Source organism: Citrobacter sp. W9 (assembly GCF_026719375.1).
GTDB classification, from domain to species: Bacteria; Pseudomonadota; Gammaproteobacteria; order Enterobacterales; family Enterobacteriaceae; genus Citrobacter; species Citrobacter werkmanii.
On the sequence record NZ_JAPPTE010000008.1, the window covers coordinates 90,714 to 106,399 of the forward strand.

The window sequence follows — 15,686 nt, forward strand, 5'->3', positions numbered from 1 at the left end:
ACTATGCTGTCGAAACAGTTCCCGCTCGGTATTTATGAAAAAGCGCTCCCCGGAGGGGAGTGCTGGCTGGAGCGCTTGCGGCTGGCGAACGAGTTAGGTTTTGACTTTGTCGAAATGTCAGTTGATGAAACCGATGCCCGCCTCGCGCGCCTTGACTGGAGCCGCGAGCAGCGTCTGGCGCTGGTGGCCGCCATCGCCGAAACGGGAGTACGTGTACCTTCTATGTGCCTGAGCGCTCACCGCCGTTTCCCGCTGGGGAGCGAAGATGATACGGTGCGCGATCAGGGACTGGCGATCATGCGGAAAGCCATTCAGTTTGCGCAGGATATTGGTATTCGCGTGATTCAACTGGCGGGTTACGACGTCTATTACCAGCAGGCCAATAACGAAACGCGTCGTCGATTTCGCGAGGGGCTAAAAGAGAGCGTTGAGATGGCAAGTCGCGCGCAGGTGACGCTGGCGATGGAGATCATGGATTATCCGCTGATGAATTCGATCAGTAAGGCGCTGGGTTATGCCCACTATCTCAATAATCCGTGGTTCCAGCTGTATCCCGATATCGGCAATTTGTCGGCGTGGGATAACGATGTACAGATGGAGTTGCAGGCAGGTATAGGCCATATTGTGGCCGTTCACGTGAAGGACACCAGACCCGGCGTGTTCAAAAATGTGCCGTTTGGTGAAGGTGTTGTCGATTTCGAACGCTGTTTTGCAACGCTCAAGCAGAGTGGGTATTGCGGGCCATACCTGATTGAGATGTGGAGTGAAACAACGGACGATCCGGCGCGTGAAGTGGCGAAGGCGCGCGATTGGGTGAAAGCGCGGATGGCCAGCGCAGGTCTGGTGGAGACGGTGTAATGCAAAAACTTAAACAGCAGGTTTTTGAGGCCAACATGGATCTGCCGCGTTACGGGCTGGTGACGTTTACCTGGGGTAACGTCAGCGCCATCGACCGCGAACGGGGGCTGGTGGTGATTAAGCCCAGCGGCGTCGACTACCAAACAATGACAGTGGATGACATGGTGGTTGTGGATCTGCATGGCAACGTGGTGGAAGGACGTTATCGTCCTTCTTCCGATACCGCCACCCATCTGGCGCTGTATCGCCGCTATTTATCTCTTGGCGGCGTGGTGCACACCCACTCAACCCACGCGACGGCATGGGCGCAGGCGGGTCTGGCAATACCTGCACTCGGCACGACGCATGCGGATTACTTCTTTGGTGATATCCCCTGCACGCGGGCGTTAACTGAAGCAGAGGTTGAGGGCGAATATGAGCTGAATACCGGCAAGGTGATTATCGAAACGCTGGGGAACGTGGAGCCTCTGCATACGCCCGGCGTGGTAGTGTATCAGCATGGTCCGTTTGCCTGGGGTAAAGATGCGCACGACGCGGTACACAACGCTGTAGTGATGGAAGAGGTCGCGAAGATGGCATGGATTGCGCGTGGCATTAATCCGACCCTCAGCCCCATCGACAGTTATCTGATGAATAAACACTTCATGCGTAAGCACGGCCCAAACGCCTACTACGGGCAGAAGTAACGTCTCTGCCCCGGACAACGTGCATCTACGGATGTGCGTCACCGATCTGTTCGGGGCAATCTTCAGCGTTGCTGGTAAGCCGCTGGCGTAAATCGCATTCCTGCTAAAACTATCGCACAAATGACAGCACCAGCGTAAAACGTCGAGGCTGCGCCCATCGTTTCCCACAGAATGCCCGCGCCGGTACTGGCTAACAGCAGGGCGATGCCACTGATCAGATTAAACATACCGAAGGCCGTACCGCGTAGTTCTGCTGGCGCGGTATGCGCAATCATGGCAGCCAGCAACCCTTGCGTCATGCCCATATGAATCCCCCACAGTCCCACGCCTATCAGTAACGTGCTCCAGTGGTGACTCAGCGCCAGAGTGATATCCGCCGCGATCAGGACCAGCAGGCCCGCCTGTAACATGCGGGAGTGGTTCATACTGTCAGACATTTTTCCAAAAGGATAAGCCGACAGACTGTAGACCAGATTCATGGCGACCATTACCAGCGGAATGGCAAACAGCGGGATATCCATTTGATATGCGCGCAACACGAGAAACGCTTCGCTAAAGCGGGCGAGCGTGAAGAGCGCGCCCAGTCCCACGACCCACCAGTAGGCTGCACTCAACTTTTTCAGGTTTTCCCGTCGTAACGGATTGGTGCGTTTATCAGTGACAGGGGTTTTCGGTTCACTCAGGCCAAACCATAGCAGGGCGATAGAGAGCACCCCAGGGATGACGGCAACCCAGAAGATAGTGTGAAAATCGTTGTTCCATAGCAGCATTAGCCCGACGGCGAGCAGGGGGCCCAGAAATGCGCCAATGGTATCCAAAGACTGGCGCAGACCATAAGCGGCGCCGCGGATTTCGGACGGGGTGACATCCGCGACTAACGCATCCCTGGGAGCGCCGCGAATACCTTTACCCACACGATCAATCATGCGAGCGCTGAGTACCATGCCTGATGAGCCCGCCATCGCGAACAGGGGCTTACTCAGCGCCCCCAAACCATAACCGAGCATCGCCAGCCCTTTGCGCTTTCCCAGATAATCACTGAGAACGCCGGAAAAAACCTTAATGATCAGCGCGGTGGCTTCAGCTAATCCTTCAATCAGACCAATGATAATGACGCTGGCTCCCAGCGTGGTTGCCATAAACAACGGCAACAGGCTATGGATCATTTCGGAGGAGACATCCATAAGCAGACTCACGCCGCCCAGCACCCAAACGCCTTTTGGTATGCGATTCAGCGTCGCATAGCGTGCAAACATGGTTTCGCCCCAGAGTATCAGTTCGGTAATGCTTTATTTAATCAGTAAATGATGACCAGGATAAGATACAAAGAAAAATAATTCTCATTTACCTGATGTGCAAAAAAAAGCCCCCGGTGAGGGGGGCAAGTCAAACGGTGGCAATGTTCTCGTTGGTTGTTTCTGGTGCTAGCGATAAATATCCGCACTGGCGTGCATATTTCCGTTACTGCCGGGTTCCCTGGTGAGGATCACGTGGTAGTAGTTTGCGCCTTGCGCATCGGTCTCTTCATTCAGGGCCTGAGTGGCTTCACTTTCAGTGGCGAAGTTATGATTTATGTAAATGACGCCTAAGCTCTGCACATCATCCATATTCCTGGCCTGATGATTGTCAATTTGGATGGCTGCCGTTGCATTTGCACTGAGCAAAAGCACAGCCAGAAGGGTCAAAACACGGGCTCGCATATGTACCTCCTCGACTGCGGTCTCTGGTTGCTTCTCTCCTGTGAGTTATGAGCTTCTGATGTAATTTTAACCGCTACCGGCGCAGGCGTTAGCGACCATTTCTGATGCAGTTGTTCAAAAAATTACCGCATACCCGCCTTTTCTTTTATTTACAGGTAACTGATAGATACCGCTGCGTTAAAAAATACCTGTCTTTCGCGCACAAGCTCTTACCAAATAGTCAATTTAAACGGATGGATACCCTGTTTATAGTGAGCCGTATAATTAATATAACTTTATGATAATAAGGCAAAAACTTATGGATACTTCATTCATGGATTTCAGCTACTTCGTGATTATGTTTATGGTCGCACTGGTGGCTGGCTTTATTAACGTGGTGTCGGGCGGCGGTGGGTTTCTCTCTATTGGCGCACTGTTAATTTCTGGTTTACCCCCGGCGAATGCGCTGGCAACCAATAAAATTCAGGCGCTGGGCAGTTCGCTAACCTCCGGGATTTACTTTTTACGCCGGGGACATATCAACGTGCAGGAGCACAAGTATGTATTCCTGTCTGCTTTTATCGGCTCAGCGTTAGGCACGACGCTCATTCAGTTCATTGAACCGGAGGTGTTGAAAAAACTGCTTCCGGTACTGATTATCGCCGTCGCCATCTACTTTATTTCCGCTCCCAATCTCAGCGAACCGAAAAGAAAGCAGCAGGTATCCCTGTTTTTCTTTTCTCTGATCTGCGGCGGCTGCATTGGCTTTTATGATGGATTTCTTGGCGCTGGTGCGGGTTCCTTTTATACGCTCTGCTATATCCTGTTGTGGGGATACAGCATCGATAAGGCACAAATTCACTCGAATTTTATTAACCTTGCATCGAATATCGCCTCGATTTTGTTCTTCATTTTCGGCGGCAAAATGATCTGGTCGCTGGGGCTGGTGATGTTTGCCGGACAATCGCTCGGCGCGCGCCTGGGCGCAACGGTGGTACTGACGCGCGGAAAGAAAGTTATCCGGCCGATGATTGTCATTGTCTCCATTTGCATTAGCGTCAAAATGCTGCTGGATATGTATTAATGGCGACATGGTAAATAATCGTACAAGCACCTTGAGTTTACCGGCTGACCCCAGTATTATGACGCGTCATTTTTCAGCCGACCTTTAACACGTTCCTTGCCTCCATGGGCCTCGGCTGACCCAGACAGGAGGCTGAATAATCCGTAAGGAGCAATTCGATGCGTCATTACGAAATCGTTTTTATGGTCCATCCTGACCAGAGCGAACAGGTTCCGGGTATGATCGAACGCTACACTGCTGCCATCACTGGCGCAGAAGGCACGATCCACCGTCTGGAAGACTGGGGCCGCCGTCAGCTGGCTTACCCGATCAACAAACTGCACAAAGCTCACTACGTTCTGATGAACGTTGAAGCGCCGCAGGAAGTGATCGATGAGCTGGAAACTACCTTCCGCTTCAACGATGCCGTTATCCGCAGCATGGTTATGCGTACTAAACACGCTGTTACCGAAGCATCTCCGATGGTTAAAGCGAAAGACGAGCGCCGTGAGCGTCGCGATGATTTCGCAAACGAAACCGCAGATGATGCTGAAGCTGGGGATTCTGAAGAGTAATTTCTGATGACCAACCGTCTGGCGTTGTCCGGCACCGTGTGCAGGGCCCCCCTTCGAAAGGTCAGTCCATCAGGAATTCCTCATTGCCAGTTCGTGCTTGAGCATCGTTCTGTGCAGGAGGAAGCCGGGTTTCACCGGCAGGCGTGGTGCCAAATGCCCGTTATTGTTAGCGGACACGAAAACCAGGCCATTACTCACAGTATAACGGTCGGTAGCGCAGTAACCGTTCAGGGGTTCATCTCTTGCCATAAGGCAAAGAACGGCCTGAGCAAAATGGTTCTGCATGCCGAGCAGATTGAATTGATAGATTCTGGAGACTAGCCATATGGCACGTTATTTCCGTCGTCGCAAGTTCTGCCGTTTCACCGCGGAAGGCGTTCAAGAGATCGACTATAAAGATATCGCTACGCTGAAAAACTACATCACCGAAAGCGGTAAGATTGTCCCAAGCCGTATCACCGGTACCCGTGCAAAATACCAGCGTCAGCTGGCTCGCGCTATCAAACGCGCTCGCTACCTGTCCCTGCTGCCGTACACTGATCGTCATCAGTAATCGGTCACGGTCCATTAATACGACTTTGAGAGGATAAGGTAATGCAAGTTATTCTGCTTGATAAAGTAGCAAACCTGGGTAGCCTGGGTGATCAGGTTAACGTTAAAGCGGGCTATGCTCGTAACTTCCTGGTACCACAGGGTAAAGCTGTTCCTGCTACCAAGAAAAACGTTGAATTTTTCGAAGCGCGTCGCGCTGAGCTGGAAGCTAAACTGGCTGACGTTCTGTCCGCTGCTGAAGCTCGTGCTGAGAAAATCAACGCACTGGAAACCGTAACCATCGCGTCTAAAGCAGGCGACGAAGGTAAACTGTTCGGTTCCATCGGTACTCGCGACATCGCTGACGCTGTAACTGCAGCTGGCGTTGAAGTAGCTAAGAGCGAAGTTCGTCTGCCGAACGGCGTTCTGCGTACCACTGGCGAGCACGAAGTGAGCTTCCAGGTTCACAGCGAAGTGTTTGCTAAGCTGACTGTAAACGTAGTTGCGGAATAAGTTTTTATTCTGCTAACCGCGTAAAAGCGCCGGCCCTGTGCCGGCGTTTTGCTTTTCTGTTCCCCGTCTTTCTCTCTGGCTATTCTTTGTCCTTTTCGGGATAATCACAAAAATAAAACATTATTTCAAAGTGGTGATGGAATGGAACCAACGCACCAACCTCTGTTTGCGCGTAAAAATGTTGTCTATCTGAGCGCGGCATTCTGCTGCTTGCTGTGGGGGAGCGCCTACCCGGCGATCAAAAGTGGATACGAGATCTTCCAGATTGCCACGGATGACATTCCCTCGAAAATTGTCTTTGCCGGCTATCGCTTCCTGTTTGCGGGATTATTGCTGCTCCTGCTGGCGGTGGCGCAGCGTAAACCGATTGGCCGGTTAAGCCCGCGTCAATATGGTCAGCTCACGCTGTTGGGGCTGACGCAGACTTCGCTGCAATATATTTTCTTTTATATTGGCCTGGCGTTCACGACGGGGGTGAAAGGGTCCATCATGAACGCGACTGGCACGTTCTTCAGCGTGCTGCTGGCGCATTTTATCTATCAGAACGATAAACTCAGCTACAACAAGGCGCTGGGTTGTATCCTGGGCTTTCTCGGCGTGATGGTGGTGAACTTTAACAGCGGACTGGATTTTAGCTTCAGCCTGTTAGGGGACGGCTCGGTAGTGATGGCAGCCTTTATTCTCTCCGCCGCTACGTTATACGGCAAACGCATTTCTCAGACGGTCGACCCGACGGTAATGACGGGGTATCAACTGGGCGGTGGCGGTCTGGCGCTGGTGATCGGCGGTTACGCTTTTGGTGGCACGCTGACCGTACACGGCGCGTCTTCGTTGGCGATTCTGGGCTACCTGACGTTGCTCTCTTCGGTGGCATTTGCCTTGTGGAGTATTTTGCTTAAACACAACCGCGTGGGGATGATTGCGCCGTTTAACTTCCTGATCCCGGTTTCAGGCGCGGTACTGTCGGCCATTTTCCTCGGCGAAAATATTCTCGAATGGAAATATGCAGTAGCGTTGGTGCTGGTCTGTTCGGGGATCTGGTGGGTGAACAAGGTGAAACGCTAACGCTTCACCTTGCTGCCTGATGGCACTGCGCTTATCAGGTGTGCTGGCTATCGGGCGCGAATAAAACTGCCGTTAGGCTGGCGGGTAAACAGGACCTGCTGGCCATTACCCGTATCGATGGTTAACCCTGTCACTACGCCACTGGCATTCTGCCTGATCTGCACCATCTGTCCGTCTTTCAAATTGCTCAGCGGTTTTCCGGCTCCTTCTACCTGCGCCATGGCGTACACATCGGTTGGCGGGAGATTGTGGTCACGGAATACCTGGGCCAGCGTTTTACCCGAATCTACGCGGTAGGAACGCCACTGCTGGTCAATTCCACTATCCGGCTGGAAAGGTTGCGTCTGTGGCTGAGATTGCTGGGCCTGCGGTTGTGCGTCTGGTTCCCCTTCCTGGATGGGTTCCGGCGCAACCGGCGCGACCTGGCCAGGGTCGTTTTGCGGGGCGACCAGTTGTGCCTGAAGCTGGGCCTCCGTCGGCGGCTGTGACTGCGACTGCAAATCCAACTGGGCAGTACGCGCGACCACTGGTGCATCGCTGTTGTCGCTGGAAGGGAGCAGGAAACCGATCACCAGCACGATAGCAGCAGCAATAATGCCGCGGCGGTGCATCGGCGGCAGCGGGTCCATAATGCGAAAATTGTCCGGTGCATGCCAGATTTTCGCCAGGGTTGGTTTTAATTCAAAGCGCCCGGGCATGGCTTTCCTCCTGCTCCGCGTCTCGTTCCTCAGTCATAGAGTATAGATCGCTAACTCTATGATACTTGTTCGGGTACCCGCTTTCGTGACATTCATGCGGACAATAGTCATTGTTTCTTTTTCCTCGCGATTTGTCATCAGTTCCCGAGACAAAGTTTTACCGGATGCGGCATGGCTGATATGCTGCCCGCTACTTTACATCCGATGAAAGGAAATATGATGGCTACCCCGACTTTTGACACTATCGAAGCGCAAGCAAGCTACGGCATTGGTTTGCAGGTAGGACAGCAGCTGAGCGAATCCGGTCTGGAAGGGCTGTTGCCTGAAGCGCTGGTAGCGGGTATCGCTGACGCGCTGGAAGGCAAGCATCCGGCAGTGCCGGTTGATGTTGTGCATCGCGCACTGCGTGAAATCCACGAGCGTGCTGATGCAGTTCGTCGCGAGCGTTTCCAGGCTATGGCCGCTGATGGCGTTAAATATCTGGAAGAAAACCGTGAGAAAGAGGGTGTGAACAGCACTGAATCCGGTTTGCAGTTCCGTGTTCTGACCCAGGGCGAAGGTGCTATCCCGGCACGCACCGACCGCGTTCGCGTGCATTACACTGGTAAACTGATCGACGGTACCGTGTTCGACAGTTCTGTCGCACGTGGCGAACCGGCTGAATTCCCGGTTAACGGCGTCATCCCTGGCTGGATTGAAGCGCTGACTCTGATGCCGGTGGGTTCCAAATGGGAACTGACTATTCCTCAGGAACTGGCTTACGGCGAGCGTGGCGCTGGCGCGTCCATTCCTCCGTTCAGCACGCTGGTATTCGACGTTGAACTGCTTGAGATTCTGTAAGCAGTGACTTCTGTTCCCCCCGAGGCCGGGGGGAGCAAAGAAATAGCGTGAAAAGCTATAGTTACGCCGTTGTCGATATTTTATCTTGCAAATGCCTCACCAGCGTGTATTTTTGTGAGCTGATTCGCGCTATCAGAGTGATATGACACTCACTTTAAACATTAAATTAACATTATATCTAAATCTTAGTATTCATCCCGCCAATTCTTACCTAATATCGATGAGTCCTGCTAACAGGATCGTCGTATCATAGACACACTAAAGGCCGTAGAGCCTGAACAACACAGACAGGTACAGGAAGAAAAAACATGGTAGATCAGGTAAAAGTCGAAGCCGCAGAAGAGGCTTCGTCTGAACAGTCGCTACGGCGCAATCTCACAAACCGTCATATTCAACTTATTGCCATTGGCGGCGCTATCGGTACCGGCCTGTTTATGGGCTCCGGTAAAACTATTAGTCTTGCCGGACCGTCGATCATCTTTGTGTATATGATCATCGGTTTCATGCTGTTTTTCGTGATGCGGGCAATGGGAGAGTTGCTGCTCTCGAATCTGGAGTACAAATCATTTAGTGATTTTGCCTCCGACCTGCTTGGGCCATGGGCCGGGTATTTTACCGGTTGGACTTACTGGTTCTGCTGGGTTGTTACCGGGATGGCCGACGTTGTCGCCATTACGGCGTATGCGCAATTCTGGTTCCCTGAACTCTCAGACTGGGTCGCCTCGCTGGCGGTGATCGTGCTGCTGCTGAGCCTTAACCTCGCCACGGTAAAAATGTTCGGTGAGATGGAGTTCTGGTTTGCGATGATCAAAATCGTTGCCATTATCGGTCTGATTGTCGTCGGCCTGGTGATGGTGCTGACGCACTTCCAGTCGCCAACTGGCGTTCAGGCATCGTTCACGCATCTGTGGAATGACGGTGGCTGGTTCCCGAAAGGGCTGAGCGGCTTCTTTGCCGGCTTCCAGATTGCGGTGTTCGCGTTTGTGGGCATTGAGCTGGTGGGGACAACCGCTGCGGAAACCAAAGATCCGGAGAAATCTCTGCCGCGCGCCATTAACTCGATCCCGATCCGTATCATCATGTTCTACGTTTTCGCGCTGATTGTGATTATGTCCGTCACGCCGTGGAGCTCGGTAGTACCATCCAAGAGCCCATTCGTTGAACTGTTTGTCCTGGTCGGTCTGCCCGCGGCGGCGAGCCTGATCAACTTTGTGGTGCTAACTTCTGCGGCCTCTTCCGCAAACAGCGGCGTGTTCTCTACCAGCCGTATGCTGTTTGGTCTGGCGCAGGAAGGCGTGGCGCCTAAAGCGTTTGCCAAGCTGTCTAAACGCGCGGTTCCGGCGAAAGGTTTAACCTTCTCCTGTATCTGCCTGTTGGGCGGCGTGGTGATGCTGTATGTGAATCCGAGCGTGATTGGCGCGTTTACCATGATCACCACCGTGTCGGCGATTCTGTTCATGTTCGTATGGACCATCATTCTTTGCTCGTACCTGGTGTACCGCAAGCAGCGTCCGCACCTGCATGAAAAATCAATCTACAAGATGCCGCTCGGTAAGCTGATGTGCTGGGTGTGTATGGCGTTCTTTGTTTTCGTACTGGTACTGCTGACGCTGGAAGAGGATACCCGCCAGGCGCTGATCGTGACGCCGCTGTGGTTCATCGCGCTGGGTCTGGGCTGGTTGTTTATCGGTAAGAAACGTATGGCAGGCGTGCGTTAGGCGTAGCCATATCGGACATAAAAAAGGCCACATAAGCAGTGGCCGAATTCGGACTTCAGGAAGGCGCTCTCGGGCGCCTTTTTTTATTCACCTGCGAGGGCACGCGGGAACAACACATTATTTTCCAGACTGATGTGTTCCATCAGGTCGTCGATCATCTCGTTAATGCCGTTATACATGGCTTTCCAGGTGGTGCAGGCTTCTGGCGGCGGCGTCACATTATGGGTGATGTGTTTGATCACTTCGACCAGTTCACCGGCATCGTCATGCTCGCTTTCCATCACGCTGATTGGTCCCATCGCCTGGCTACCCATGCCCTGTTTAATCATCGGGAACAGGATCTGCTCTTCCTTCATCATGTGACTGGACAGCTCTTCATGCAGCATGCTCAGGTTCTTCGCCAGACCGCGCGGTACGTTCGGTTTGTCTGCGTGGACGCGTTCAACTTTCGTGGCCTGCAGGATCAGTTCCGGCAGCTGTTCGCGATGTCTGTCGTGATAACGCACGATGATATGGTCGATGATTTCAGCCAGCGCCACGGTACGCCAGTCTTTCTCCAACGGCTGTTCAGCCAGTTGCGCGAGCTGCGCCTCAATAACGTCTAAATCCAGCTCTTTACGCGCGGCAGCGCGTGCCAGCGTTTGCTTACCGCCGCAGCAGTAATCCATATCGTATTTACGAAACAGGGCCGAAGCGCGAGGAATAGAGAGCGCCAGTTCACCTAAAGGTTGATCGCGATAAGACATTGCCGTTACCTCATTCTCAATAATATAAGGTGTATTTTAAATGCAACTTATAAGGAAGGCTATAACCCTTTCGGGGTGGGGTGTTTTGTGATGAGCGTCACGAAAATTTCTTATTTCGTTAAGGTGCTGAATCTTATTGAAAAGGGGAGAAATGGCGAAAAAAGCTGCGCCAGAGAATTAAATAAGCGCACGCCGCTGCCGATAGTTAGACCTCAGACAATACCTGCATAATAAAAGGCAACAGATGTTCAAACGAATCAAAGTGATAACCTTACTTATCACCGTGTTACTCGCGCTGGGCGCGATGCAGCTCATCTCCGCAGGCGTCTTTATTGGCGCACTCAATAACGATAAACAGAACTTTAATGTCTCTCAGCTTTCCAGTCAGAATGTGGCTGAATTTACCGATGCGTGGATTAGCCTGAACCAGGCTCGCGTCACGCTCAACCGGGGGATGCTGCGTTTACAGGGAACGATGGCCAGCGAGATCAACGGTGGTCAGTTGAAAGAACTGGTGAACACGGCAAATCGTCTGCTGGCCGAGTCGAAAGAGCATTACGATAAATACTACGCCCTGCCAGAAACGCCGGGGCTGGATGAGCGTCTGGCCGATCGACTGGAAGAACAGTACGGCATCTATTCTGCGACGCTGGCTAAAATGAACGCGCTGCTGGCTGAAGGTAAGCTGGAAGAGATGTTCAAGCAGAATGCTGAGCAGAAGCAGACGGCCATGCAGGAAGTATATCGGGAATGGCGTGCCGCGCAAACGGCGCTGGCCACTGCCGGCGTGCAGGACAATGAGAGTGATTACCGCAAGATAATCTGGCTGTTGTCTGCCGTGATGTTGACTGTCGTCACTGTGATTGTCGCCAGTTGGCTGGCGATGCAGCGCGTGTTGCTCAAGCCGCTCCACGAGGTGATGGGACATATTCGCCACATCGCTGCGGGTGACCTGACGCATAGCATCAACGCCGATGGCAGCAATGAAATGGCGCTGCTGGCAAGTAATGTGCGTGACATGCAGCAGGCGCTGGCGAATACGGTCAGCGTGGTGCGTGACGGGGCTGACACTATCTACACCGGCGCGGGTGAAATTGCCGCAGGCAGTAACGATCTTTCTTCACGTACCGAGCAGCAGGCTGCCTCTCTGGAAGAGACCGCTGCCAGCATGGAACAACTCACCGCCACCGTGAAGCAGAACGCGGATAACGCGCGTCAGGCGACCAGTCTGGCAAAAAACGCCTCACAGACGGCGCTGAAAGGTGGAACCGTGGTTGATGGCGTAGTGCGTACGATGGACGAAATCGCCACCAGTTCCAGCAAAATCGCGCAAATTACCTCTGTTATCGACGGTATTGCCTTCCAGACCAATATTCTGGCGCTGAACGCGGCGGTAGAAGCGGCGCGTGCGGGCGAACAGGGCCGTGGTTTTGCCGTGGTCGCTGGCGAAGTTCGTACTCTGGCGCAGCGTAGCGCTCAGGCGGCAAAAGAGATTAAGGCGCTGATTGATGACTCGGGCAATCGGGTCAATGCCGGTACGGCGCTGGTGCATGAAGCAGGCGAAACGATGGCGGAGATTGTCAGCGCCGTCACCCGCGTGACCGACATTATGGGCGAAATTGCCTCGGCTTCTGATGAACAGAGCCGGGGTATCGATCAGGTAGGCCAGGCCGTTGCCGAGATGGATCGCGTGACGCAGCAAAATGCTTCGCTGGTGGAGGAGTCCGCTTCCGCTGCCGCCGCCCTTGAAGAGCAGGCAGCACGACTGAACCAGACCGTGGCGGTATTTAAAGTGTCGCGCCGGATGGCGGCGTAAACGCCTTATCCGGCCTACATGAGATCGTACAGTCCTTGTAGGCCTGATAAGCGCAGCGCCATCAGGCATCCCCTGAAACCGGCACTACCGCCGGTTTCTGCGGTTTTGACCGCACCGCAATTACCACGCCTATTACCAGCAGCGCAATACCGCTTAGCGTCAGCAGCGGCGGAAAAGCCTGGCGCAGCATAAAGGTATACAGCAGGCCAGCCAGCGTTTCGAAGACAATCAGCGGGCCGAGGATCACCGTCGGCAGCTTCTGGCTGGCGACGTTCCAGCACAGCGCGCCAACCCACGAACACAACACCGCAATGGCTATCATCAGGCCGATAAACACATCCGGACGCGGGCCGAAGGGCAGGGCGAAACCTGGCGTTTGCCCATGCAGCCACAGACATGCTGCAATGTACCCCAGCAGAGAAACGGGCAGCGTCACCAGCGCCTGAGCCGTCGCCCACATCATCGGATGCTTATCTGGATTCTCGCGCAGCCAGCGGGCATTACGCAGTGCATACCACGCCCAGCACACCACTGAGACAAGCGCCAGCACGATACCAGAGCCATAACGCCAGCCGCTGAAATCGGGTAATCCCTGGTTCAGCTCCGAGATATTCACGCACAGCAGGCCAATAGCAATTAATATCAGCGCAGGTGACAGACGCCACCAGGATAATTTACCGTCACGCTGGCTATAGAGCAGATTGGCGAAGACCGGGATCACCACCGGTAATGTACCAATAATCATCGTTGATACTGGCGCGCCGGTACGCTGGATGGCGCTGGCCAGGCAAACGTAATAAATCAGGTTACCCATCATCGTTAGCGCCAGCGCCGTTATCCAGTCTTTACCCGTCAGTTGGCGCAGACGCGCGCGTCCCAGCCAGGCGATCGGCACGGCGATCAGCCCCAGCGCCAGATAGCGTCCCATCGACTGTAATACTGCCGGGTATTCCGGCACGATCAGCGGCCCGACAAAAATTAATCCCCACATCAGCCCTGCCAGCAGGGCGTACAGCACGCCGCTAATCATTGTTAACATCCACATCATTAAACATTGCGTTGAGTGTAGGCAGGGAGAGTGCAGCCGTATTGTATGAGATTGCGCATTAGCGCGAATAAACCTGCTTCTGATAACGTACCGGCGTAATGCCGTAACGATGAGTAAATGCGCGGGTGAGATGCGACTGGTCGGTCAAACCGGTTGCGGCGGCGACCTCTGCGGCGGGCATTCCGTGAGTGAGAAAACCTTTGGCTCGCCACAGGCGAATGGCCATCAGCATTTGGTGCGGCGTAACGTGGAAATGAGATTTAAACTGGCGTTGAAAATGCCAGGGACTCAGTGAGGCAACCCGCGCCAGTTCGTCGAGCGTTATCGGGTGCATGTAATTATCATGCAGATACTCGCGTACCCGCTCAAAGCGATGCGCCCCCTCTGTAGATGTTGGCGCATGGCGGGCCAGCGGCTGGAACGTATCGATCAGATCGAGCAATAACCCTTTTTGCGCCAGCGCATCCTCCGTGTTCCACAGGCCGTGGATCAGCGAGCAGATCTGGCGCGAGCGCAGCGGATCGTGACGCGTTACGTCATGAAACCACCAGTGGCGGATCCCGGTGACCTCTTCCAGAAGATCGGGCTCAAGATAGATCATCCGATAGCGCCAGCCGTCGGCGGTTTCGGCTTCGCCGGTATGCAGCTCATCGGGATTCATGGTGACGACAGAATGGGCGGGCGCGACGTACTGCGTACCGCGATAGCGAAAACGTTCGGCTCCGGCTTCTATCGCGCCAATGCCAAACGCTTCATGGGTATGTGGTTCAAAGGCGTAACGTGAGATGTGCGCATGATACAGCTCAACGCCCGGCACCTGCGCCAGATGGCGAAAGCGGGCGCTGTCTTTCTCATCAATAAACTGCTCAGGTACACCTTGCACGTTTTCTCTCCCCACGCATCATCCTGTCATTATCAGAGAGGATGCGCGGGGATGCCACCACAATTAACTAATTTTTAACACTTATACGATGCCTTTGACGCTGTCAGCCAATGATGTGGTTGGGCGGCCAATCAGTTTGCTCAACGTATGGCTGTCATCGAACAGACCGCCTTTAGAGGCGCCAACGTCAGAATCAGCCAGCATCTCCGCCAGCCCGGCAGGCAGACCAAAGCCTTTCAGCGCTGCGGCAAAATCAGCTTCGCTCAGGTTCTGATACACCACTTTTTTACCGCTCTGCTTTGCCAGCTCGGCAGCCAACTGGCTCAGGGTCCAGCCTGCATCGCCCGCCAGTTCGTAGGTTTTACCGGCGTGCCCCTCTTCACTGATGACGCGCGCGGCGGCAGCGGCATAGTCGGCGCGGGTTGCCGAGGCGATTTTGCCTTCTCCCGCCGCCCCGATAAAGACGCCGTGTTCCAGTGCAGCTGGCGCGCTGGCGAGATAGTTTTCGGTGTACCAGCCGTTGCGCAGTAGCGCATAAGCGATACCGGATTCAGCCAGCATCTTCTCGGTGGCGATGTGTTCATCGGCCAGCCCCAGCGGGGAGGTGTCGGCGTGCAGCAGGCTGGTGTAGGCGATAAATTTCACGTGGGCAGCCTTTGCTGCATTAATCACGTTGCGATGCTGTGGGGCACGTTGTCCCACTTCGCTGGAGGAGATCAGCAGTATCTTGTCGATACCCTGTAAGGCAGTCGAAAACGCGGCTTCGTCGCTGTAATCCGCCTGGCGAACGGTAATGCCCTGCTGGCTAAGCGCCGTCGCTTTAGCGGGGTTACGCACGATAGCCACAATCTGGCTGGCAGGAACGGTTTTCAGTAGCGATTCAATAACGTGTTGGCCCAGTTGGCCGGTGGCGCCGGTAATTGCGATCATGGGGTAACTCCTTGGTATTGGTCTTGTGTTTAATCAC

General features: G+C 54.0%; 18 protein-coding genes. 11 read left to right on the forward strand and 7 right to left on the reverse strand.

Annotated features, from left to right (window positions below; genetic code table 11):
* The first annotated feature begins 3 nt into the window (after positions 1-3).
* Positions 4-858 (forward strand): L-ribulose-5-phosphate 3-epimerase, encoded by an 855-nt coding sequence (locus OOJ59_RS13630; RefSeq protein WP_160955488.1) that lies wholly within the window; start codon positions 4-6, stop codon positions 856-858.
* Positions 858-1,544, forward strand: coding sequence for an L-ribulose-5-phosphate 4-epimerase (locus OOJ59_RS13635; RefSeq protein ID WP_160955489.1), 687 nt, complete (start codon positions 858-860; stop codon positions 1,542-1,544). The genes OOJ59_RS13630 and OOJ59_RS13635 overlap by 1 nt, the downstream gene beginning before the upstream one ends.
* Positions 1,545-1,606: 62 nt before the next feature.
* Here the strand turns inward: OOJ59_RS13635 and OOJ59_RS13640 are convergent, their stop codons facing one another.
* Together OOJ59_RS13640 and yjfY are read right to left on the reverse strand one after the other, a co-directional pair.
* The gene (locus OOJ59_RS13640; RefSeq protein ID WP_160955490.1) at positions 1,607-2,800 is read right to left on the reverse strand and encodes an MFS transporter; all 1,194 of its coding nucleotides are present in this window, start codon (positions 2,798-2,800) and stop codon (positions 1,607-1,609) included.
* 168 nt (positions 2,801-2,968) lie between these two features.
* Entirely contained in the window at positions 2,969-3,244 is a 276-nt protein-coding gene (gene yjfY, locus OOJ59_RS13645) for a DUF1471 family protein YjfY (RefSeq protein WP_038636575.1), read from the reverse strand.
* A 298-nt stretch (positions 3,245-3,542) separates the two neighbouring features.
* Between yjfY and OOJ59_RS13650 the strand changes: the two genes are divergently transcribed.
* From OOJ59_RS13650 to OOJ59_RS13675, 6 genes are all read left to right on the forward strand, one after another.
* Positions 3,543-4,307, forward strand: a complete 765-nt coding sequence (locus tag OOJ59_RS13650) for a TSUP family transporter (protein ID WP_042312783.1) — start codon at positions 3,543-3,545, stop codon at positions 4,305-4,307.
* 158 nt (positions 4,308-4,465) lie between these two features.
* Positions 4,466-4,861: a 30S ribosomal protein S6 gene (rpsF, locus tag OOJ59_RS13655; protein ID WP_003025672.1), complete on the forward strand. Its 396-nt coding sequence runs from the start codon at positions 4,466-4,468 to the stop codon at positions 4,859-4,861.
* 6 nt (positions 4,862-4,867) lie between these two features.
* Positions 4,868-5,182 (forward strand): primosomal replication protein N, encoded by a 315-nt coding sequence (gene priB / locus OOJ59_RS13660; protein WP_006686338.1) that lies wholly within the window; start codon positions 4,868-4,870, stop codon positions 5,180-5,182.
* Between the two features lie 4 nt (positions 5,183-5,186).
* Positions 5,187-5,414 (forward strand): 30S ribosomal protein S18, encoded by a 228-nt coding sequence (gene rpsR, locus OOJ59_RS13665; protein WP_000135199.1) that lies wholly within the window; start codon positions 5,187-5,189, stop codon positions 5,412-5,414.
* A gap of 41 nt (positions 5,415-5,455) precedes the next feature.
* Positions 5,456-5,905: a 50S ribosomal protein L9 gene (rplI, locus tag OOJ59_RS13670; RefSeq protein WP_003025676.1), complete on the forward strand. Its 450-nt coding sequence runs from the start codon at positions 5,456-5,458 to the stop codon at positions 5,903-5,905.
* A 141-nt stretch (positions 5,906-6,046) separates the two neighbouring features.
* Positions 6,047-6,970 carry a DMT family transporter gene (locus OOJ59_RS13675; protein WP_085048461.1) on the forward strand — a complete coding sequence of 308 codons (924 nt, stop codon included), beginning with the start codon at positions 6,047-6,049 and terminating at the stop codon, positions 6,968-6,970.
* A 47-nt stretch (positions 6,971-7,017) separates the two neighbouring features.
* Here OOJ59_RS13675 and OOJ59_RS13680 read toward each other — a convergent pair whose 3' ends face one another.
* Positions 7,018-7,668 carry an OapA family protein gene (locus tag OOJ59_RS13680; protein ID WP_069324743.1) on the reverse strand — a complete coding sequence of 217 codons (651 nt, stop codon included), beginning with the start codon at positions 7,666-7,668 and terminating at the stop codon, positions 7,018-7,020.
* A 219-nt stretch (positions 7,669-7,887) separates the two neighbouring features.
* On the opposite strand from OOJ59_RS13680, the gene fklB reads away from it, so the two are divergent.
* The gene (gene fklB / locus OOJ59_RS13685; RefSeq protein ID WP_038642968.1) at positions 7,888-8,508 is read left to right on the forward strand and encodes an FKBP-type peptidyl-prolyl cis-trans isomerase; all 621 of its coding nucleotides are present in this window, start codon (positions 7,888-7,890) and stop codon (positions 8,506-8,508) included.
* 308 nt (positions 8,509-8,816) lie between these two features.
* Entirely contained in the window at positions 8,817-10,226 is a 1,410-nt protein-coding gene (cycA, locus tag OOJ59_RS13690) for a D-serine/D-alanine/glycine transporter (protein WP_038636591.1), read from the forward strand.
* 83 nt (positions 10,227-10,309) lie between these two features.
* Here cycA and ytfE read toward each other — a convergent pair whose 3' ends face one another.
* Complete coding sequence (ytfE, locus tag OOJ59_RS13695; RefSeq protein WP_079225626.1) at positions 10,310-10,972, reverse strand: iron-sulfur cluster repair protein YtfE; 663 nt, start codon at positions 10,970-10,972, stop codon at positions 10,310-10,312.
* 244 nt (positions 10,973-11,216) lie between these two features.
* On the opposite strand from ytfE, the gene OOJ59_RS13700 reads away from it, so the two are divergent.
* Positions 11,217-12,788 (forward strand): methyl-accepting chemotaxis protein, encoded by a 1,572-nt coding sequence (locus OOJ59_RS13700; protein WP_061382738.1) that lies wholly within the window; start codon positions 11,217-11,219, stop codon positions 12,786-12,788.
* A gap of 61 nt (positions 12,789-12,849) precedes the next feature.
* On the opposite strand, the gene OOJ59_RS13705 is transcribed toward OOJ59_RS13700, so the two are convergent.
* The 3 genes from OOJ59_RS13705 to OOJ59_RS13715 all read right to left on the reverse strand — a co-directional run bounded on the left by OOJ59_RS13705 (position 12,850) and on the right by OOJ59_RS13715 (position 15,649).
* Complete coding sequence (locus tag OOJ59_RS13705; protein ID WP_110496170.1) at positions 12,850-13,818, reverse strand: DMT family transporter; 969 nt, start codon at positions 13,816-13,818, stop codon at positions 12,850-12,852.
* Between the two features lie 76 nt (positions 13,819-13,894).
* Positions 13,895-14,719, reverse strand: a complete 825-nt coding sequence (locus tag OOJ59_RS13710; RefSeq protein ID WP_137351294.1) for an AraC family transcriptional regulator — start codon at positions 14,717-14,719, stop codon at positions 13,895-13,897.
* A gap of 81 nt (positions 14,720-14,800) precedes the next feature.
* Positions 14,801-15,649 (reverse strand): SDR family oxidoreductase, encoded by an 849-nt coding sequence (locus tag OOJ59_RS13715; RefSeq protein ID WP_160955491.1) that lies wholly within the window; start codon positions 15,647-15,649, stop codon positions 14,801-14,803.
* Positions 15,650-15,686: the final 37 nt, after the last annotated feature.